At 69.1% G+C, this 17,352-nt stretch carries 23 protein-coding genes and 4 tRNA genes; 14 read left to right on the top strand and 13 right to left on the bottom strand.

What is annotated here, in order from left to right:
- Positions 1 to 72 precede the first annotated feature (72 nt).
- A complete protein-coding gene (locus JNB50_RS07495) occupies positions 73 to 1,374 on the top strand; it encodes an O-acetylhomoserine aminocarboxypropyltransferase/cysteine synthase family protein (protein ID WP_208039470.1) in 1,302 nt (433 codons plus the stop codon).
- Here the strand turns inward: JNB50_RS07495 and JNB50_RS07490 are convergent.
- Positions 1,371 to 2,546 (bottom strand): MalY/PatB family protein, encoded by a 1,176-nt coding sequence (locus tag JNB50_RS07490; protein WP_208039469.1) that lies wholly within the window; start codon positions 2,544 to 2,546, stop codon positions 1,371 to 1,373. The genes JNB50_RS07495 and JNB50_RS07490 overlap by 4 nt on opposite strands.
- A 128-nt stretch (positions 2,547 to 2,674) precedes the next feature.
- Positions 2,675 to 2,750 (bottom strand) — tRNA-Val (locus JNB50_RS07485).
- A 187-nt stretch (positions 2,751 to 2,937) separates the two neighbouring features.
- Here JNB50_RS07485 and JNB50_RS07480 point away from each other — a divergent pair.
- From JNB50_RS07480 to JNB50_RS07465, 4 genes are all read left to right on the top strand, one after another.
- Positions 2,938 to 3,010 (top strand) — tRNA-Gly (locus JNB50_RS07480).
- 69 nt (positions 3,011 to 3,079) lie between these two features.
- A tRNA-Cys gene (locus JNB50_RS07475) sits at positions 3,080 to 3,150 on the top strand.
- Positions 3,151 to 3,187: 37 nt separating this feature from the next.
- Positions 3,188 to 3,259 (top strand) — tRNA-Val (locus tag JNB50_RS07470).
- Between the two features lie 138 nt (positions 3,260 to 3,397).
- Entirely contained in the window at positions 3,398 to 3,817 is a 420-nt protein-coding gene (locus JNB50_RS07465; protein ID WP_243768136.1) for a hypothetical protein, read from the top strand.
- Positions 3,818 to 3,898: 81 nt separating this feature from the next.
- Here the strand turns inward: JNB50_RS07465 and JNB50_RS07460 are convergent, their stop codons facing one another.
- Positions 3,899 to 5,350, bottom strand: a complete 1,452-nt coding sequence (locus JNB50_RS07460; protein WP_243768135.1) for an MFS transporter — start codon at positions 5,348 to 5,350, stop codon at positions 3,899 to 3,901.
- A 93-nt stretch (positions 5,351 to 5,443) separates the two neighbouring features.
- Positions 5,444 to 5,776, bottom strand: a complete 333-nt coding sequence (locus JNB50_RS07455) for a hypothetical protein (RefSeq protein ID WP_208039468.1) — start codon at positions 5,774 to 5,776, stop codon at positions 5,444 to 5,446.
- Between the two features lie 119 nt (positions 5,777 to 5,895).
- On the opposite strand from JNB50_RS07455, the gene JNB50_RS07450 reads away from it, so the two are divergent.
- The 3 genes from JNB50_RS07450 to JNB50_RS07440 all read left to right on the top strand — a co-directional run bounded on the left by JNB50_RS07450 (position 5,896) and on the right by JNB50_RS07440 (position 7,644).
- Positions 5,896 to 6,483 (top strand): hypothetical protein, encoded by a 588-nt coding sequence (locus tag JNB50_RS07450; protein WP_208039467.1) that lies wholly within the window; start codon positions 5,896 to 5,898, stop codon positions 6,481 to 6,483.
- Between the two features lie 146 nt (positions 6,484 to 6,629).
- Entirely contained in the window at positions 6,630 to 7,031 is a 402-nt protein-coding gene (locus tag JNB50_RS07445) for a hypothetical protein (protein ID WP_208039466.1), read from the top strand.
- Positions 7,032 to 7,071: 40 nt separating this feature from the next.
- A complete protein-coding gene (locus tag JNB50_RS07440; RefSeq protein WP_208039465.1) occupies positions 7,072 to 7,644 on the top strand; it encodes a hypothetical protein in 573 nt (190 codons plus the stop codon).
- A gap of 111 nt (positions 7,645 to 7,755) precedes the next feature.
- Here JNB50_RS07440 and JNB50_RS07435 read toward each other — a convergent pair whose 3' ends face one another.
- Positions 7,756 to 8,403, bottom strand: coding sequence for a TetR/AcrR family transcriptional regulator (locus JNB50_RS07435; RefSeq protein ID WP_208039464.1), 648 nt, complete (start codon positions 8,401 to 8,403; stop codon positions 7,756 to 7,758).
- A 68-nt stretch (positions 8,404 to 8,471) separates the two neighbouring features.
- Between JNB50_RS07435 and JNB50_RS07430 the strand changes: the two genes are divergently transcribed.
- Positions 8,472 to 9,896: an amidase gene (locus JNB50_RS07430; RefSeq protein ID WP_208039463.1), complete on the top strand. Its 1,425-nt coding sequence runs from the start codon at positions 8,472 to 8,474 to the stop codon at positions 9,894 to 9,896.
- Positions 9,893 to 11,401: an APC family permease gene (locus JNB50_RS07425; RefSeq protein WP_307794637.1), complete on the top strand. Its 1,509-nt coding sequence runs from the start codon at positions 9,893 to 9,895 to the stop codon at positions 11,399 to 11,401. Before JNB50_RS07430 ends, JNB50_RS07425 begins: the two co-directional genes overlap by 4 nt.
- A gap of 41 nt (positions 11,402 to 11,442) precedes the next feature.
- On the opposite strand, the gene JNB50_RS07420 is transcribed toward JNB50_RS07425, so the two are convergent.
- The 4 genes from JNB50_RS07420 to JNB50_RS25445 form a co-directional block, all read right to left on the bottom strand.
- Complete coding sequence (locus JNB50_RS07420; protein ID WP_208039462.1) at positions 11,443 to 12,003, bottom strand: ATP-binding protein; 561 nt, start codon at positions 12,001 to 12,003, stop codon at positions 11,443 to 11,445.
- A 98-nt stretch (positions 12,004 to 12,101) separates the two neighbouring features.
- On the bottom strand, positions 12,102 to 12,356 hold the full coding sequence (locus JNB50_RS07415; protein ID WP_208039461.1) for a Smr/MutS family protein: 255 nt from the start codon (positions 12,354 to 12,356) through the stop codon (positions 12,102 to 12,104).
- A 64-nt stretch (positions 12,357 to 12,420) separates the two neighbouring features.
- Positions 12,421 to 12,600 carry a hypothetical protein gene (locus tag JNB50_RS07410; protein ID WP_208039460.1) on the bottom strand — a complete coding sequence of 60 codons (180 nt, stop codon included), beginning with the start codon at positions 12,598 to 12,600 and terminating at the stop codon, positions 12,421 to 12,423.
- 38 nt (positions 12,601 to 12,638) lie between these two features.
- Positions 12,639 to 12,770: a hypothetical protein gene (locus JNB50_RS25445; RefSeq protein WP_279553892.1), complete on the bottom strand. Its 132-nt coding sequence runs from the start codon at positions 12,768 to 12,770 to the stop codon at positions 12,639 to 12,641.
- Positions 12,771 to 12,864: 94 nt separating this feature from the next.
- Between JNB50_RS25445 and JNB50_RS07405 the strand changes: the two genes are divergently transcribed.
- The gene (locus tag JNB50_RS07405; RefSeq protein WP_208039459.1) at positions 12,865 to 13,065 is read left to right on the top strand and encodes a hypothetical protein; all 201 of its coding nucleotides are present in this window, start codon (positions 12,865 to 12,867) and stop codon (positions 13,063 to 13,065) included.
- An 86-nt stretch (positions 13,066 to 13,151) separates the two neighbouring features.
- On the opposite strand, the gene JNB50_RS07400 is transcribed toward JNB50_RS07405, so the two are convergent.
- Genes JNB50_RS07400 through JNB50_RS07385 form a run of 4 tightly spaced genes read right to left on the bottom strand, consistent with a single transcriptional unit; the run spans position 13,152 to position 14,451 of the window.
- Positions 13,152 to 13,451 (bottom strand): hypothetical protein, encoded by a 300-nt coding sequence (locus tag JNB50_RS07400; protein ID WP_208039458.1) that lies wholly within the window; start codon positions 13,449 to 13,451, stop codon positions 13,152 to 13,154.
- Positions 13,452 to 13,504: 53 nt separating this feature from the next.
- Entirely contained in the window at positions 13,505 to 13,669 is a 165-nt protein-coding gene (locus tag JNB50_RS07395) for a hypothetical protein (protein WP_208039457.1), read from the bottom strand.
- Positions 13,666 to 13,968, bottom strand: a complete 303-nt coding sequence (locus tag JNB50_RS07390; protein ID WP_208039456.1) for a hypothetical protein — start codon at positions 13,966 to 13,968, stop codon at positions 13,666 to 13,668. Before JNB50_RS07390 ends, JNB50_RS07395 begins: the two co-directional genes overlap by 4 nt.
- Before the next feature lie 36 nt (positions 13,969 to 14,004).
- Positions 14,005 to 14,451, bottom strand: coding sequence for an NUDIX domain-containing protein (locus JNB50_RS07385; protein ID WP_243768134.1), 447 nt, complete (start codon positions 14,449 to 14,451; stop codon positions 14,005 to 14,007).
- 145 nt (positions 14,452 to 14,596) lie between these two features.
- On the opposite strand from JNB50_RS07385, the gene JNB50_RS07380 reads away from it, so the two are divergent.
- Genes JNB50_RS07380 through JNB50_RS07370 form a run of 3 tightly spaced genes read left to right on the top strand, consistent with a single transcriptional unit; the run spans position 14,597 to position 17,332 of the window.
- Positions 14,597 to 15,706 carry an ABC transporter substrate-binding protein gene (locus tag JNB50_RS07380; protein WP_307794636.1) on the top strand — a complete coding sequence of 370 codons (1,110 nt, stop codon included), beginning with the start codon at positions 14,597 to 14,599 and terminating at the stop codon, positions 15,704 to 15,706.
- A complete protein-coding gene (locus JNB50_RS07375; protein WP_208039455.1) occupies positions 15,703 to 16,488 on the top strand; it encodes an ABC transporter ATP-binding protein in 786 nt (261 codons plus the stop codon). Before JNB50_RS07380 ends, JNB50_RS07375 begins: the two co-directional genes overlap by 4 nt.
- Positions 16,481 to 17,332: an ABC transporter permease gene (locus JNB50_RS07370; RefSeq protein WP_243768133.1), complete on the top strand. Its 852-nt coding sequence runs from the start codon at positions 16,481 to 16,483 to the stop codon at positions 17,330 to 17,332. The genes JNB50_RS07375 and JNB50_RS07370 overlap by 8 nt, the downstream gene beginning before the upstream one ends.
- The last annotated feature ends 20 nt before the right edge of the window (positions 17,333 to 17,352 follow it).

The raw sequence follows: 17,352 nt of genomic DNA, 5'->3' as shown, positions 1-17,352 counted from the left end.
CGCCCTGCGTCTCCATGACGAACGGTGAAGGGCCACCCCACGAGGCCCCCGGCTCGTCACTACAGTGGCCGCATGGCTGACGACTGTTCGCGCCCACTCGACTTCGAGACCCGCCAGATCCACGCGGGGTCGGTCGTGGACACCGAGACACGCGCCAGGGTCACGCCCATCTATCAGACCGCCGGCTACGTCTTCGACGACTTCGACGACGGCGAGGAGCGCTTCGCCGGCCGCAGCCGCTACCGGGCCTACTCGCGCAACGACAACCCCACGAACGCGGTCGCCGGCCGCCGCATCGCCGACCTGGAGGGCGGAGTCGACGGCATCGTCGTCTCCAGCGGGCAGGCCGCGATCGCCGCGGCGATCAACGCGCTCGCCGAGTCGGGAGACCACATCCTCGCCACGCGCTCGCTCTACGAGGGGACGCGGGAGATGTTCCGCGGCATCCTGAAGCGGCAGGGCATCGCGTTCGAGTACGTCGACGACGACGCGACCGAGGACGACTGGGCGCGCCGCATCCGCCCGAACACGAAGGCGGTGTACACCGAGACGCTGCCGAACCCGCTGAACCAGGTGGTCGACATCGCACGGCTGGCCGGCATCGCGCACGCCGCGGGAGTGCCGCTGGTGGTCGACAACACGGTGCCGACGCCGTACCTGTGGCGGCCGATCGAAGACGGCGCGGACATCGTCGTGCACTCGACCTCCAAGTGGCTGTCGGGTCACGGGTCCGTGATCGGCGGGGCCGTGGTCGACGCCGGCCGGTTCGACTGGGCGGCGCATGCTGAACGGTTCCCGCAGCTGACGGAATCCCCGCGTCCCGGCGCCCCCTCGTTCGTGGAGCGGTTCGGCGCGGGCGCCCTGCTCGCCTACCTGCGTGCGGTGATCGTGCTCGAGTACGGGCCGACCGTGCCGCCGCTCAGCACGTTCCTGCTGCTGCACGGCATCGAGACACTGTCGGTGCGTATGGACCGGCACGTGCAGAACGCGCAGGCCGTCGCCGCATGGCTCGAAGGGCGGGCGGAGGTGGCCAGGGTGCACTACGCGGGGCTGGAGGGCGACCCGTACCACGGGCTCGCCAGCCGGTACCTGCCACGTGGTGCCGGCTCCATCGTCTCGATCGACCTGGTCGGCGGCCGGGAGGCTGCGCGCCGGTTCCTGGACGCCCTGGAGCTGATCAGCCCGATGACCCACATCGGCGACGTGCGGACGCTCGCCATCCACCTCGGCAGCACCATCCACGCCAAGCTGACGGAGGCCGAGCGGCTGGACGCGGGGATCACGCCCGGCCTGATCCGCCTCTCCATCGGCCTGGAGAGCCCCCGTGACCTGATGGCTGACCTAGAGCGCGGACTGTCCGCTGCCGCAGGCTAACCCGCGAGGGCGGGGGAGTTGACGGCGGCGATGGTGCGGGCGATGCGCTGCACGGCCTCCACGACCGTGCTCGGGTCGCAGGCGAGATTGATACGCGCGAAGCCGCGACCCTCGACGCCGAACGCCAGCCCGGAGTTGAGCGCCACCCGGCCGACATCGATGAGGGTGCGGGCCGGGTCGTCACCGAGTCCGGTGGCGCGGAAGTCGAGCCAGGCCAGGTAGCCGGCATCGGGCCGCACGACCCGCACGTCCGGGGCATGGAGGGCGACCTCCGCCTCCAGCAGCCGGACGTTCGCGACCAGCTGGTCGAGCAGCCCGTCACGCCAGCGCAGGCAGGAGAGCGCTGCGACGTTGGCGTGGAGGCCGAGGATGCTGGTGCGAGCGGCGAGCTCCTCCGGCAGCCGCTCGAGCAGGCTCGCCGTGGCCGGCTCAGCGGCGACGATGACCGCGCACTTGAGGCCGGCGAGGTTCCAGGCCTTGCTGGCGGACGTCACGGTGACCGAACGTGCTCCCGCCGCGCGGGCGACGGGAGCGAACGGGGTGAAGCAGGTGCCCGGGTGGGCGAGCGGAGCGTGGACCTCGTCGCTGACGATGAACACCCCGTACCGGGCGGCGAGACGCGCGAGCGCCTCCAGCGTGCGACGGCTGTGACATCGACCCGTCGGATTCTGCGGGTTGCACAGCAGCATCGCGTCAACGCCCGCCGCGAACGCGCGCTCCAGCCCGTCGAGGTCGAGCGCCCAGTCGGCGTCCTCCCGCAGCGGCACCGTGACGGCGACGGCGTCGGCCTCCTCGATCATCTCGAAGAAGGGCGGGTAGACCGGCGGCGTGAGCACGACCCGCCCGCCCACCTCGGGCAGCACCAGCCGCAGGGACTCCACGACCCCGACGGTCACGTCGGTGGCCAGGTGCACCCACGCCGGGTCGACGCCCCACGCCCACGAACTCCACGCGAAGTCGGCGAACGCGGGCGCCAGCGGGCCGGCGGAGTCGAGGTACCCGGTGTCGGAGTTGCGGAGGGTGTCGGCGACCCGGTCGAGGATGGCCGGCTCCACGTCGAAATCCATCTCGGCGACGAACACCGGCAGCACGTCGGCCGGATACCGGCGCCACTTGATGCTCGACCTGGACGCGAAGAGCGCCTCCAGGGGGCGTGCCGGCGAGAAGGTCATTGAGCAAGGGTGCCGTACGGCGGGCGGGGGCGCGAGCGGCGCTGTCACGGAACGTAAGGTTGGGCGAGACGAGCCGGGGGAGGGCGCAAACGAAAGCGGCCCCCGCTGATCGGGGGCCGTGCGTTTCGTGGTGGGCGATACCAGACTCGAACTGATGACCTCTTCCGTGTGAAGGAAGCGCGCTACCAACTGCGCCAATCGCCCGTCGCTGCGTCCGGATGGTTCCGGCTGCGAGTCTCGATACTAGCCGACCGCGACCCCCGAATGCACATCGGGGCGGCGCACCGGGCGTTGCGCGCCGCGACACACCCGGATGACGCGGCCGGTTTTGTCATCGGCCCGCGGATCGGCTAAAGTCATTCAAGTGCCGCGGGAGACCGGGGTGCGAAATGCGGATGTAGCGCAGTTGGTAGCGCATCACCTTGCCAAGGTGAGGGTCGCGAGTTCGAGTCTCGTCATCCGCTCGAGTCGGCCTGGTTTCCTCGGATACCGGGCCTCTCGAATACGGTACGGTTCTTCCGTGTTGTGGCTTCGGTGGATTGGCCGAGAGGCGAGGCAGCGGCCTGCAAAGCCGTATACACGGGTTCGAATCCCGTATCCACCTCGATCCTGAGAACCTCGATTTCGAGAACATCAGGCTCGGGCGATTGGCGCAGCGGTAGCGCGCTTCCCTGACACGGAAGAGGTCACTGGTTCGATCCCAGTATCGCCCACAGCGAGAAACCCCCGGGAGACCGGGGGTTTTGTTGTTCCTGGCGTGGCCGGACGAGCGATTCACCGCGTCACGGGCTCGCCGTGCCGACCTCTGCCGGGTTCCTGCGGGCCGACCGTGATCGCGTTAGTCTGCTGGCATGCGACGACGCGGAAGCACCGCCATCGCCGTCGGGGCGGCAGCCCTTGCGTCGGCGGTCGGTCTCTCCGGCTGCGTGTTGAATGCCTGCCCGGCGATCGGATATCTGGACACGGCGCCGGTCGAGTTGGCGTTCGTGAGTTCGCTGCCTTCGGCGTCGACGGTGTCGGCGTGCTTCGAGAGCGGGTGTACCCCCGCGACCGTGTCGGCGGACGACGACGGGATCTACCGGGTTCCTCAGCGCGCGCCGTTCCTGGACGGCGGGACAGTGCAGCCGACGACGATCCGCGTGGTGGTGGAGGCGGCCGACGCTGTGCTCACCGACGCGGTGCACACGCTCCCGACCCGCGCCGAACGTACCGGCCTGTGGGGTCAGTGTCCGGGGCCGTGGTCGTATCAGCCGGTGGAGATCCGTTGGTGAGGGCACGGGGCTCTGAGAACCGTGCCTCCCACGGCCGACGCGCTCCTCCATCAGCGGACAGAACGATTCGAGGTCCTGTCCCTAGGTCGCCGACCGCGAATCCAACGGGGAGCGGCTACCGCGGGCAGGGAGCATGCGCGGACCCCACACCCAGGCGAGCGCGCAGAAGACGACGGTCAGCGCGAACACTGCGGCGAACGACGTGTCGGAGGCGGTCCCTCCGAACGCCGAGAAGACGATCGAGGTCGCTGTCAGCACGATCGCCGATCCGATCGACTCAGCGATGGACACCGCCGAGCTGTTGAACCCCTGATTGTGCGGGGAGGAGTATTCGAGGGTGAGAACGGCGAGCCGCGGGTAGATCAGCCCCATTCCGGCGCCCGCGAACGCCCAGCCGATCAGGACGACGACAGGCCCCGCACCGGTGACGGCTGTCATCAGGAGTAAGCCGACGGCGAGGGTGAGTCCGAACGCGCCGGCCTGTGCGGCCAGCCGGTGGGTGATCCGCGGGAATCGGCCCTGCGCCCACGAGGCGACCGACCAGGTGACGCCGGCGGCGGTCAGGGCCAGGCCCGCGGTCGCCGCGGATGCTTCGTACCGGATGACCAGGAGAAGGGGGACATACACCTCCGCGGCGAAGAACGTGCCCGTCACCAGCCCACGCATGAGAACGACGCTCGGCAGTCCCCGTCGAACGCGCAGGGTGCCCGCGGGGAGCAGAGGACGAACGGCGATGAAGGCGACCACGGTGGCCACGACGGGGACGATCCAGAGCACGATGCCCTCCGCTTCGGCCGCGAGGGTGAGCGCGAGCACGGACGCTGCGGCGAGGGCCGGCCACACTATCCGCCCGATGAGGCCCCCGCGGGACTGTGCCGCGCTCTCCCTCGCTTCCCCCACACTGCCCAGTGCGGGCACGATCATCAGCATCGCCACCACGACCAGTGCGACCGCGCCGAGGAAGACCCAGCGCCAGCCGATCGCCTCGGCCAGGATTCCGGCGACCGCCGGTCCGACGAGCGACGGCAGGAGCCACGCAGCATCGAAGGCGGCGAAGACGCGCGCGTGCAGCGCGGGTGGGTACGCGCGAGCCACGATCGCATAGAGCGCAACGGTGATCGCGCCGCCGCCGAGGCCGTGCAGCAGCCGGCCGATGACGAAGAAGAACATATCCGGGGCGCAACCCGTCACCGTGAGTCCGACGGTGAGGAGCGTGACCGCGGCGAAGAGGGCGTGTCTCGGGTTGCCGCGATCGGACCAGACGCCGGCCAGGACCATCCCGACCACACTGACCGCGAGCGGTCCGCCGAACGCGAAGGTGTAGAGCCCGTCGGCGTGCAGTTCACGGCCCACGATGGGCATCACCGTCCGCACGGCCATCACCACGAAAGCCGCGAGCATCGCCAGCAGGAACATCCCGATAGTGACCCACCGGAATCGCCGGCCGAACACTCCCTCCTCTCCCGTGAACGGATCGGGAGGAGTCGGCGAGCCGTCGCCGGGCATCGGGCTGTCACGGTCGGCAGAGGTCATGGCGCCACCCTAGGAACTCAACTGTGGTTGAGGTCAATGAGCCCGCCCCGAACCGCTCCTGACGAGAGGCCAGGTCTCAGCAGCTGCCGCTCGTCATCCGCGCCGTGGCCACGAGATCGCCGGGTATGGGTAGGGCGCGTCGGGAACCACCCACACCAGGACCAGCGTCGTCAGCACTGCGCCGCCGACGACGCCGAGTGCGACGAAGGTCACCCGGTACGGTCGGAGGCACACGGCGATGATGACCAGGGCGGCCGGGAGCCAGCCGACCGCGACGAGCGCGCCCAGCATGAGCATCCGCGTCACGAAGTTCCACTGAGTGAGGAGGAAGGCGTCGGCGGCCGCCATCATCACCAGGACCACCGCCGCGAGCGCGACGAGGGTGTTCGCCGCGATGCTGCGCCGGCGGAGCAGCTTCGATTCCATGACGGACGTCCCCCTTCGTCGCGGTTCGAGACGATGCTAATGGGCCGGCCGCTGAACGTGCCGAGCCTGCGGACGTCGACCCTTGCGAAGCGTTGAGGCGCTGTGATCATCTTGCCGTCGTGAACTTCTTTCCGGCCGACCCGCCCGAAGACGAGGCCGAGGGCTCAGCCCGCGTGCCTGAACCGTGGTGGAAGCCCTCTGACGAGGAGCTCCCGGCGACCTTCCCGATCGGCGAGACGATCGCCGTCACCGAAAGAGTCGCCATGATCCTCACGATCGCGCGCGTATACGGCAACGGTGTCGAACTCGTCGTCGAGCGGCGAATCCGACGCGGGAACACACGTCGCCGGGACTGGCGGGAGATGCAGCCGCGAATGCATGATCGTTTCGGCCGCTCCGATCCCGAGAGACTGAGGTATGGCGTCGTTCTGGGGGACGACCAGAAGCTCATCCTCGATCTGCCGCCGGGGCTCCACCGTGTCGCTCCCGAGCGACACTCTCTTGCGCACACCCGCGGCAGCGGCAACGGATCGGAGGACTTCTACACGTTCGAAGATGGGATGTGGCTCTGGCCGCTGCCGCCGGAAGGGCCGCTCGAGGTCGTCGCGCAGTGGCCGGCCTTCGGCGTTCAGGAGTCGCATGTGGTGCTCGACAGTGCGCCGCTTCTCGCGCTGGCCTCGCAGGCGCGTCCCCTCTGGGACTCCTAGTCGTGGGCGGAACGAGTGCCGACTCTGGTCTACGCGCGACCAGCGGTGCGGCTGCCGCGATGAGCCCAGAGCCCCTGGCTCTCCTCGCGCAGTCACTCCCGGACGGGGGATGTTCCGCTCGCCACGGCCTCCCATACGCTGCGACTGTGGGCGTGGGGACGAACCAACAGACGCTGACGCTGGAGACGGCTAACTGGGTGATGATCGACGGCACGATGGACAACGCCGTTTCGAATGCGATCGACGCGCACGACACGAAGACCCGGAAGCGTGCAGAACGAGTTCGCGAAGAGGGTTGGCGTCAGATTCCGGATTGGCCGAAAGAGCTGGAGGGGCTCCAGAGCTGGCCCGCTCCAGGACAGACGTGCACGGTGACTCTGAACCAGGAACTGTGGCAGTTCATCGCTGCAGCGCTCGACGAGAGCGCCGTCACTTCCGACTATCTCGCGTCACTTCCGCACTTCGCCGCTTCGCGCGAGGAGTGGTTGGCGGTTGCCGCCGACAGCCGGCGCCTGGCCGCCGAGGTCAGGACGAAGCTGGAAGCCTAGTTCAGCCGCCATGTGGGATCAGACCGCGGAAGACGCCCGGGTGCGTCGGAACAGTCACGTCAGCGCCTGGTTGTCCAGTGCACTCACGATCGTGGCCGTCGGCGGACTGGTAGCTCTTCTCGGGATCCCGAGCCTGGTCGGGCTTTCGATCCCGCCGAGGATCGCTCAGCTCGGGATCGGCACGTTCGACGGCATCACCGCGTTGTCGTTCTTCATGTGGACGTCGATGCTGCAGCTCCTCAGCGTCCACGACGGGCTCCGATACAGGCTGAAGCTCGGGAGAGCCCGCGTTGCGCGGAGCCGCGCGTCGGACGTGCTGGTCCTCATCGCCTTCGGGGTTGTCGCCGTCGTTTGGGGACTCACCGCCGTGCACGACGTCTTCGCCGGCCGCGCGATCGATCCGATGTACCTGGCCCGGCTGCCCCGAGGAGCGCCGCCCGGCTCGCTCCAACACGGCGTCGTCGCGGTGATGGCCACGTACTTCGGCCTCGTCGCACTCGTGCTCGTACTCGTCGTCGTCGAACGGCTGTTCAATCCGGTCGACTTCGACGAATACGACGGGCATATCCGTGCGATCCTCCACCTGCGGACGGCCGAGACGGCTGACGAGTAAGACCCCGTACGAGTTCGTAGCTCGTGCCGCTGCCTGCGAGGGCCGGCGCCCCCTGGCGCCCGGGCGCGGAGCCGAGTGGACATCGACGAGCAGCGGTCGGCAGCGCGACCTTCACGCGGAGCGATGGTCCGTCGCCGCTCCGGTGAGCGTCCCCTCGATTCCGGCGAGCACCGCCTCGATCCCGCGGTCGTACATGCCGACCGAGCGCAGGTCGCCGAGCGGGGTGGAGGCGCCGGTCGCTGTACCAGGGCGGGTCGTCGAGCGTGCCCGGACGACCAGGAAGCCGGTTGCGAAGGCGTCAGAGATGGCCAGGACCGTGCGTGCGTCGTCGGGTGAGAGTCCGGTGCGCACCAGGCTGGCGAGTACCCCTTCGAGGTGGGAGGCGACCGGCTCGGCATCGTAGGGCGCCAGGGCGAGGAGCTCGAACGCGCGGGGGTGGCGTTCGCCGAGCTCGCGGTAAGCACCGAAGAGGCGGGTCAGGACGTCGCGCCAGCCGTCGTCGGGATGCGACGTGTTCGCGACGACGTCGAGTTCCTCGATCAGCCGCTCCAGGATGGCGACGATCAGGTCGTCGCGGTTGCGCACGTGGCTGTAGAGGGTCATCGTGCCGCAGTCGAGTTCCGAGGCGAGGGCGCGCATGGTGAGGCTGTCGATTCCGTGCTCCTCGATCACCTCGATGGCGGTTGCCGCGACGGTGCGACGGTCCAGCGACCCGCGGGGTCGTGAGTCTCGAGCACGGGTCGCTTGACGTGGGGCCATGAAAGTAGGGTAATAGATCGTACTTAGTACGGTACTTAGTACCAAGATTCGCAAAGGAGCGATATCTCTTGACGCAGGAATCCACCCGTGAGCGGAAGTCCACGAGTCTCCACCACCTGACGGCGACCGACGCCGTCGCGCTGTTCCGGAGCGGCGAGCTGTCGCCCGTAGAACTGCTGGACGCCGTCGTCGCGCGCACCCGCGCCGTCGAACCCGTCGTCGGCGCCGTCACCGAGGAGCTCCTCGACGAGGCGTACGACGCGGCCCGCGAGTCCGAGGCGCGCTATCGCAACGGCACGGCCCGCGAACTGGAGGGCGTCCCGCTCATGCTCAAAGAGGAGCAGCCGATCGCCGGCCGGCTCTCGGAAGAGGGATCCCTACTCGAGCAGGGCCGGATCGCCGACGAGACCCACCCGATCATCTCCCGCATTCTGGCGAGCGGCGCTGTCGTCCACGGCCGCACCACCACCCCCGAGTTCTGCTGCGCACCGGTCACGCACACCACCCTCTGGGGCGTCACCCGCAACCCGCACAACACCGCGATGACCCCGGGAGGATCCTCGGGCGGCTCGGGCGCCGTGCTGGCGGCGGGGGAGACGGTCCTGGCGACCGGCTCCGACATCGGCGGCTCGATCCGCATTCCGTCGTCGTACTGCGGCGTCGTCGGGTTCAAAGCACCGTTCGGTCGCATTCCCGGACTCGCACCTTTCAACCAGGACACCTACTGCGCCGACGGCCCGATGGCCCGCAGCGTTGCCGACACCGCCCTGCTGCAGAACGTCATCGCGGGACCATGGGCCGGCGACCAGGCCTCCCTGCGGCCCACCGTGCGGGTCAGTGGCGAGGTGACCGACCTGACCGGAATGCGGATCGCACTCTCGTACACGCTCGGCGGTTACGCTCCGGCACCCGAGGTCGTCGCGAACACCGCCGCATTCGCCGACGCCGTGCGCGCTGCCGGCGCGGTGGTCGAGGAGGTCGACCTCCCGTGGACGCCCGAGCAGGTGCTCGAGATCGCGTGGGCGCACTTCGGCGGGATCATGGGGCCGTTCATCGAGAGCGTCGGCGACGACGATCCTGCGCGTGTCGCCCAGCTCATGCCGTACACGCGCGCGTTCATCGACTCCGCGTCAGGCGCGGGCAGCTTCGCGGAAGGGCTGGCGGACGAGACCGAGTTCTATCGCCCGCTCGGCGCCGTGCTCGAGAGGTACGATGCGCTGATCTGCCCGACGATCGCGAACACCGGCATGCCGGCGGACGCCGCCTGCACCGACAGCGCCGCGGTGTTCTCCCAGCTGATGACGCTGCCCTTCAACGTCGTCGGCCGGGTGCCCGTGCTCGCCGTCCCGTCCGGTCGCGCAACCAACGGCGTCCCCACCGGGGTCCAGATCGTCGGCCGCACCTACGACGACCCGACGGTCTTCCGGATCGGTGCCGCCGCGGAGGCCGAGCTCGCACTCACCGCGAACGCGGATTGGTGGCCGGCCCTGTGAGCGGCGAGACCACGGTGCCCGGCGCCGGGACGCAGTCGACGCGCGCAGTGGGGGAGACCGGCGACGCCACGACCGGCAGGCTCAAGGGCGGATCCCTCGGAGTCACCGACATCGTGTTCTTCGTGGTCGCTGCGGCGGCACCGCTGGCCGTCATGGCCGGCGCCGCACCGCTCGCCTTCAACCTCGGAGGGATCGGCGCGCCGGGGGCGTACGTGTTCTCCGGAGTGGTGTACCTGCTGTGCGCCGCCGGGCTGACGGCGTTCTCGCAGCACGTCCGCAGCGCCGGGGCGTTCTACGCATTCATCGGCAAGGGGCTCGGCCGTCCGGCGGGCGCCGGCAGCGCGATCGTCGCGCTCGTCTCCTACGCGTTGATCTGCTTCGGCTTCTTCGGCTTCCTCGGGTTCTACGCGGAGAGCTCGATCAAGGACCTCACCGGGGTCGACATCCACTGGTCGGTGTTCGCACTCGCGGGCGCCGCGGTCGTCGGCGTCCTCGGCTACCGGCAGATCACCGTCGGCGCCCGATTGCTCGGCGTGCTGATGGGGCTGGAGGTGCTGATCCTCGTCGTCCTGGCGGTCGCGGTGCTCGCGACAGAGGGTGCGAAGAACGTCAGCGCGGAGCCGTTCGCACCGGCCAATGTCTTCAACCCCAGGTCCGGCGGAATGTTCGTGCTGGCGCTGGGGGCCTTCCTCGGCTTCGAGAGCACCGCGATCTATTCGGAGGAGGCGAAGCGGCCGGCCCGCACGGTGCCGCGCGCGACGTACCTCGCGGTCGCGTTCCTCGCGCTCTTCTACGGGTTCATCACCTGGGTGGCGACGGCGGCGCTCGGCGTGGACGGACTGGAGAAGTACGCACGGTCGGCCGACTTCCAGAACCTGTACTTCATGCTCGCCGACTCGTACCTCGGCCCGTGGGCGAAGGTGACGATGGACGTGCTGATGCTGACCAGCATCTTCGCGGCGACTCTCGCCTTCCACAACGCGACCTCGCGGTATATGTTCGCCCTCGGTCGTGACGGGATGCTTCCGCGGTCGTTCGCGCGGATCCACCCCCGTTTCGCATCGCCGTTTCTGGCGAGCTTCGTGGTGAGCGGGGGATCGGTGCTGCTCATCCTGGTCACGCTCGTGCTGGGCGGCGACCCGTACCTCCAGCTGCTGCTCTGGACGAACGGTGTGGGCATCGTGGGCATCGTCTTCCTTCAGGCGCTCTGCATGCTCGCGGTCATCCGGTTCTTCTGGAGGGACCGTCGGGGCCACTCGCCCTTCCGGGTGTTCGTCGCGCCCGCGCTCGGCGGACTGGGGTTGGCCGTCGGACTGTGGCTGATGCTGACGAACTTCGACCTGCTGACCGCGATGAGCGGCTGGATCAACCTCGCACTGGTCGGACCGTTGTTCGTGCTCGGCGCGGTCGGAGCGTGGTGGGCGCTGCGGCTGCGAAGGAGACAGCCGGAGGCGTACACGCGGCTGGGGAGGTCGGAGGAGCCGGGCGAAGCGCCGTCCGCGTGATCAGGCGCGCCGCGACTCGGGTCCGGATGCCAGCGCAGTATTCACGGACGCGTCACTGGTCGATCGACGCCTTGCACCGATGTCGGCCAGCGCTCGCCCATCCACGACCGCCAGGTCGCGAATCCGGCCGGTGGCGAGGGGTGCCAGGTGCCGGCGAGCTCGTCTTCAGCCGGTTCTTGGAAGGCCGCGCGCCACTCGGCGAGGGCGGCCGCGTCCATCTCCCAGGTGGCGTCCGGATCCTCGTGCCAACGACGGCTGACGCGTTCCAGCAGCGTCTCGGCGTCGGCGTTCGCAGAGATCGTCCTGGCGCCGGCACCACAGTCCTCGGCGAACCAGTGCAGCGCGGCGCGCTCGTCCCTGCCCCAGAGGCCGAAGTCGAGGATCGCATTCCCGCCGCGACGCAGCACCTGGCCGGCCGTCCAGATGAGCCGGCCTTCGAGGACATCCCTGCGACCGTCGACGTCGCTGACGCCGAACAGCGGCTTCATCCACTCGTCCGGACTGAACCGGATCGCGTCGTGCTCGCGTTCGAGGTCGCGCGCGCGGGTCGTCTTGCCGCTCCCCGGCAGGCCGACCATCAGGAAGAGAGTCGGTCGCCGCATGGCTCCACTCTAGGTCGCGGCTCGGCGAGCGTCGTCACTCGTCTCGGCGTCCGCGACGACCCCGGTCGATCCACTCGCGTCGGTCGAGGGATACTCGCCTACTTCCACCGGAAGTGCACGAACACCTGGCCGAAGTTCTTCGAGTCTTTCTCGACCCGGTGATACTGCGCCTTGACCTCGGGTTGGTCGAGGAAGCGCAGCACCCTCTTCTTCAGCGCGCCCGATCCCTTCCCCGGGATGATCTCGACCAGCGGAGCCTTCTTCGCCACGGCCTCCGCGATGACCGCGCGCAGGGCGCGATCGATGTCGCCGCCGCGGTTGTAGATGTCGTGGAGGTCGAGCGTCAGCTTCATCTGGCCATCCTCCACCTGCGGGCGGTGTCGGTGCGCTCCCGCAGGATGTCGGGACAGCCGTCGCTCACGAGCGCTTCGGGCGCGTCCTGACCAGCGCGATCACCACTCCGACGACCACGATCGCCGCGAGGATCGCGAGCGGCAGCCACGTCGGCACGGGCAGGTCGAGAGCCACGGTGTCGTTGCATTCCTGCCCGCTCGGCGGCGGGCTGGCGCATGATGCGTGCACCAGCAGTGTGATCACTCGGTCGTCCCTTCTGGTCGGAGCAGCGAGTCGACGGCTCAGCGCTGTGGAAGGTGCGGTTCCGGAAGCCGGTCGTCGTGGTGGTAGACCCGCGCGGTCGCGGCGCACCCGGTCAGCGCGAGCACGACGACCAGCACGGCGACCGCCGCTACCGCCGCCCGTCGCATCATCGTCCCCCTTCGCCGATGACGTCAGTTTAGGGGTGGGCCGCCGACATGGTGCGTCCGCACCAGGCCCCGGCGGCCGAGTGCGGTGCCGACGCGGGTGCAGTACGAAGACCGCGACTTCACGTGCGGCAACACGCACACCGAGGCCCGACCAGCGGACATCGCGGGCATGGTTCCGCGCGGTCGCACCCTCGGCGGGGGCGTCATCTACGCGCCGACCGGCTTTCTGTTGCCGACCGGGATCGCCGTGCGGGACGGGAGCACGTACTACTTCTGCCCGCTCAGCGGCGGGAGCTGACCGGGCAGGAGCCGACGACCGCGCACGCAGCCCGACGGCTCCGAGCGCGCGGATCCGCTTTCACCGGCCGACTTCACCGGCCGCTTTCACCGGCCGACGGGCGCCTGTCCCGGCGCAGGAGTCGCCGCCGGAAGTCGCGCGCCAACGTACGCCATCACCACCGAGGCGGCGATGAGTGCGACGCCGAGCGGTGACAGGACCTGCCCGACGACCTGGATCACGAGGTTGACCAGCGTGAGCAAGGCCTGGTCGACGCCCGTAGCCGTGCCCGGCTGCAGGGCGACCGTGTAGGCGAGCTGCGGCAGCAGCAGGGTGACGAGCGCTCCGGCGACGGTGAGGCCGATGCCCCACCACAGCACCACTTTCGGTCGCAGCTTCGATTCCATGACGGATGTCCCCCTTCGTCGCGGTTGGTCACGATGCTAGCGGGACTGCCGCACTATCCGTGCAGGCCTCCGCGGTCCTTGCCGTACGTCTGGTACCTCGCCACGTCCTCCGCGCTGATGTCGTACTCGCCCGGCCCGTTCTTCCTGCCCGTCACGACGAACCAGACCGTCGTGCCAGTCGCGAGCGCCAGCGCGGCGCCGAGGATCCAGACCATCATGGGTTCACAGTACCGCCGTCCTCCCTCTCGGATCCGCGGATCCGTTCGTCCAGATCGGCGAGCAACCCCCGCAACTGCTCGATCGCACGCGGGGTGAAGCGCCGGACCTGCATTGCGAGGATCGCGTCCGCTTGGACCTCGTCGAATCCCCATGCGGTCATGATCGCCTCTCGGAGTGACGAGTCGTCGCCCTCTGCAGAAGCGCAGAGGGCGAGGATGTCGGCGCTGTGCTCGGCCGCGAACAGCATCGCCACGACCACGGGTCGGTGGAATCGTGCGTTACGCACGTCGTCGTCCATGCCACCGGACTCTAGTCGGCGGCTGCCGCATGAGCGCTACTCGGCGTCCGCGACGACCCGGTCGATCCACTCGTGTCGGGCGAGCGCGGGAATCGCGTCGCGGTCGAACCAGGCGAGCTCCACGAGTTCGTCCATGTCCGGTGCCGCCGGGCCGAGTAGCTCACACTCGTACGCGATGGTCACGTACCCCACGCGGTCGCCGTTCGGAGTCTCGGCTGCCAGGCTGTCGCCGCCGTAGGCGCCGACGAGTCGGAGGATCCGGATCTCGGCGCCGGTCTCTTCGAGCACCTCGCGCCGGAGAGCCTCCGAGGGCTCCTCGCCCGGCTCGATGCCGCCGCCGATCAGGCTCCACAGCTCGGTGGCGGCGTGACGTGCGAGCAGGAAGCGCTCGCCGTCGCGGATCACCGCGGTGACGCCGGGGAGGAGCAGGAAGTCGTGTCCGATCCGGTCCCGGATGGACTGCACGTACGTGGACATCGGCATGGGGGAAGCCTATGCGGCGCGGGATGCTGCCGGACGATCGCCGGCGCGCAACAGTCGATCCGGGAATGCTTGCTCGTCAAGCTTGACTATGTTATTTTGACTGTGCCATCCAACGACGGGTAGGCAAGGAAGGAATCCGATCCCCGTGACCCCCCACCTTCACTCGAGCACGCGGCGGCTCGCCGCCGGGGCAGTCGGCCTCGCCGCCGCGCTCCTCGTCCTCACCGGCTGCGCAGGAAACGCGGGGGCTCCCGCGTCCAGCGACGACGCAGGTGTCCTGATCGACAAGGCGTCCTGCGACCGCAACCGCGCGGCCGGGCCGATCACCTACATCTCCGGCTACGGCTACTCCGCCAGCGCAGGGCAGATGGACGTGTTCCTCGCCAAGGAGCTCGGCTACTTCAAGGCGCTCTGCCTCGATGTCGAGATCAACGCGTCCGGCGCGAACGGACAGCAGCTCGTCGCGAGCGGCCAGGCGCAGTTCACAGCGCTCGGCTCCGCGTCCGACGTCATGCTCGCCGCCGCGAACAGCAAGAACCTGACCGCGGTCGCCACCTACGGCACCACGTCGCCGTTCTCGATCTTCGCGAACGAGAACGTCAAGAGCCTCAAAGACCTCGAGGGCAAGAAGCTCGGCTACTTCATCAACCTCACGCCCATCGCCTCCGCGATGCTGGACGACGCCGGTGTCGACGTCTCCAAGGTCGAGCTGGTCAAGATGACCAACTACGACCCGACCGTCGTCACGCGCGGCCAGGTCGACGCGATCGTCGGCTACGCCTCCAACCAGCCGGAGAAGCTGCGCGCGGCGAAGCTGCCGTTCACCGAGTACCTCCCAAAGGACTACGGCGTGAAGGGCACGTACAACGTGATGGAGGTCAACACGCACTTCCTCACCAAGAACCGCGCCGTGGTCTCCGACTTCATGCGCGCCGACCTCAAGGCGGTCGAGTACTGCCTCGCCAACAGCGAGAAGTGCGTCGACATGATCTCCAAGCTCGCCGCCGACAACAACCAGGGCTCCGCCTTCCCGAAGGACCAGCAGGCCCGCACCTGGGGCGTCGAGTCGACGTGGGTGAAGGAGAGCACGGCCGGAGCGCCCGGCGTGCAGACCGAGGCCGAATGGAAGCCGGAGTACGCGCTCGTCAAGAAGTACGGCGGGGTCAAGGACCTGCCGCCGATCTCCACCATGATGGACGCCTCCCTCGTCGCCGACCTGTACAAGAACGGCACGCTCGACTGGCCGGCCAAATGACCGGCGGAGTGGCGATCTCCGGAGTCTCCAAGAGCTTCGGCCCGGAAGGGAACCGCACGACCGTCCTCGACGACGTCAGCCTGACGATCGGCCGCGGCGAGTTCGTCTCGGTGATCGGCCCGAGCGGCTGCGGCAAGTCGACTCTGCTCAAGATCGTCGCCGGGCTCATCCCGGCCGACGAGGGCACCGTCGCGGTCGACGGGGAGAGCGTCAAGACCGCGACCAGGGACAAACTCATCGGGCTCGTCCCGCAGTCCCCGGCGCTGCTGCCCTGGAAGACGGTCCTCGACAACGTGCGCCTGCCGATGCGGATCAACCCGAAGGCGAACGCCGGACGCGCTCTGCGTCAGCCGGAGGAGCTGCTGACCTCGTTCGGGCTCGGTCACGCGCTCCACAAGTATCCGTCGCAGCTGTCCGGAGGCATGCAGCAGCGGGCGGCGATCGCCCGGGCGTTCGTGTTCGACCCCGGCGTGCTGCTGATGGACGAGCCGTTCTCCGCGCTCGACGAGATGAACCGCGACCAGCAGCGGCTCGGACTACTCGAGTTCTGGCAGTCGAACCGCAAGTCGGTGCTGTTCGTCACCCACTCGGTGCCGGAGGCGATCATGCTCTCCGACCGCATCGTCGTCATGGCCGCCCACCCCGGCCGCATCGCCGAGGTGATCGACGTCGACCTGCCGCGCCCGCGGTCGGTGGAGGCGTACGCGACGGACGAGTTCCGCGATCTCGAGGGCCACGTGCGCCGCACCCTGCACAGCGTGATGGAGGAGACCCATGTCTGAGACGCCGACGATGGCGACCGCCCGGATCAGGAGCGCCACGGCCGCGAGGTCGGGGGCATCCGCCCGGCCGGGGCTCGCCAAGCGCACGAGGATCGGACTCTGGCTCCCTCCGCTCATCGCGTTCGTGATCGCCGCCGTGCTCTGGCAGCTGGTGGCCCTGAACAACCCGTACGTCATCCCCACGCTCGACGCCATCGGCGCCAGCCTGGTGGGCGACGCCGGAATGTACGCCGCGAACCTGCTCGTGACAGCGCAGGAGGTCGTCATCGGCGCGGCGGCCGGCATCCTCGCCGGCTTCCTGCTCGCGGTCGTGATGGCCGAGTTCAACATCGTCGAGCGGGCGGTGATGCCGCTCGTCGTCGTGGTCATGGTCACGCCGATCGTGGCGATCGCTCCCGCCCTGGTCGTGGCGTTCGGCTTCGGGATGACGCCGAAGTACATCGTCACCGGCCTCGTCGTCTTCTTCCCGATGCTCGTCAACTCGCTGGCGGGCCTGCGGGAGGTCGACGGCCGTGCCCTCGACGTGATGCGCACGCTCCACGCCAGCCGTTGGGAGATCTTCCGGCACCTGCGCTTCCCCGGCAGCATGCCGTACTTCTTCGCCGGCCTCCGGATCGCGCTGCCGCTCGCCATCGTCGGCGCCGCGGTCGCCGAGTTCGTCGCAGCGGGCCAGCAGGCGGGCCTCGGCTCGCTGGTCACCGTGTCCGCTGCGCAGGCCAACCTGCCGGTGACCTGGGCCAGCATCGCTCTGCTCTGCGTGATGGGCGTCGTGCTCGTCTCGCTGCTCGCCATCGTGCGCAAGCGGGTGCTCTGGTGGAGCGACGGCGAGACCGTCGCCCGCTGAGCGCACCCAAGAACCACCCA

This window comes from Leifsonia sp. TF02-11 (assembly GCF_017565305.1).
GTDB lineage: Bacteria > Actinomycetota > Actinomycetes > Actinomycetales > Microbacteriaceae > Leifsonia.
The sequence above is the reverse complement of the archived record's forward strand: the minus strand, read 5'-3'. Positions and strand labels throughout refer to the sequence as shown.

Bases quoted from the DNA above. Each gene is read 5' to 3' on its own strand.
- JNB50_RS07495 (WP_208039470.1), top strand. From the start codon at position 73: ATGGCTGACGACTGTTCGCGCCCACTCGACTTCGAGACCCGCCAGATC.
- JNB50_RS07490 (WP_208039469.1), bottom strand. From the start codon at position 2,546: ATGACCTTCTCGCCGGCACGCCCCCTGGAGGCGCTCTTCGCGTCCAGG.
- JNB50_RS07465 (WP_243768136.1), top strand. From the start codon at position 3,398: ATGCGACGACGCGGAAGCACCGCCATCGCCGTCGGGGCGGCAGCCCTT.
- JNB50_RS07460 (WP_243768135.1), bottom strand. From the start codon at position 5,350: ATGACCTCTGCCGACCGTGACAGCCCGATGCCCGGCGACGGCTCGCCG.
- JNB50_RS07455 (WP_208039468.1), bottom strand. From the start codon at position 5,776: ATGGAATCGAAGCTGCTCCGCCGGCGCAGCATCGCGGCGAACACCCTC.
- JNB50_RS07435 (WP_208039464.1), bottom strand. From the start codon at position 8,403: ATGGCCCCACGTCAAGCGACCCGTGCTCGAGACTCACGACCCCGCGGG.
- JNB50_RS07420 (WP_208039462.1), bottom strand. From the start codon at position 12,003: ATGCGGCGACCGACTCTCTTCCTGATGGTCGGCCTGCCGGGGAGCGGC.
- JNB50_RS07415 (WP_208039461.1), bottom strand. From the start codon at position 12,356: ATGAAGCTGACGCTCGACCTCCACGACATCTACAACCGCGGCGGCGAC.
- JNB50_RS25445 (WP_279553892.1), bottom strand. From the start codon at position 12,770: ATGATGCGACGGGCGGCGGTAGCGGCGGTCGCCGTGCTGGTCGTCGTG.
- JNB50_RS07400 (WP_208039458.1), bottom strand. From the start codon at position 13,451: ATGGAATCGAAGCTGCGACCGAAAGTGGTGCTGTGGTGGGGCATCGGC.
- JNB50_RS07395 (WP_208039457.1), bottom strand. From the start codon at position 13,669: ATGATGGTCTGGATCCTCGGCGCCGCGCTGGCGCTCGCGACTGGCACG.
- JNB50_RS07390 (WP_208039456.1), bottom strand. From the start codon at position 13,968: ATGGACGACGACGTGCGTAACGCACGATTCCACCGACCCGTGGTCGTG.
- JNB50_RS07385 (WP_243768134.1), bottom strand. From the start codon at position 14,451: ATGCCGATGTCCACGTACGTGCAGTCCATCCGGGACCGGATCGGACAC.
- JNB50_RS07375 (WP_208039455.1), top strand. From the start codon at position 15,703: ATGACCGGCGGAGTGGCGATCTCCGGAGTCTCCAAGAGCTTCGGCCCG.
- JNB50_RS07370 (WP_243768133.1), top strand. From the start codon at position 16,481: ATGTCTGAGACGCCGACGATGGCGACCGCCCGGATCAGGAGCGCCACG.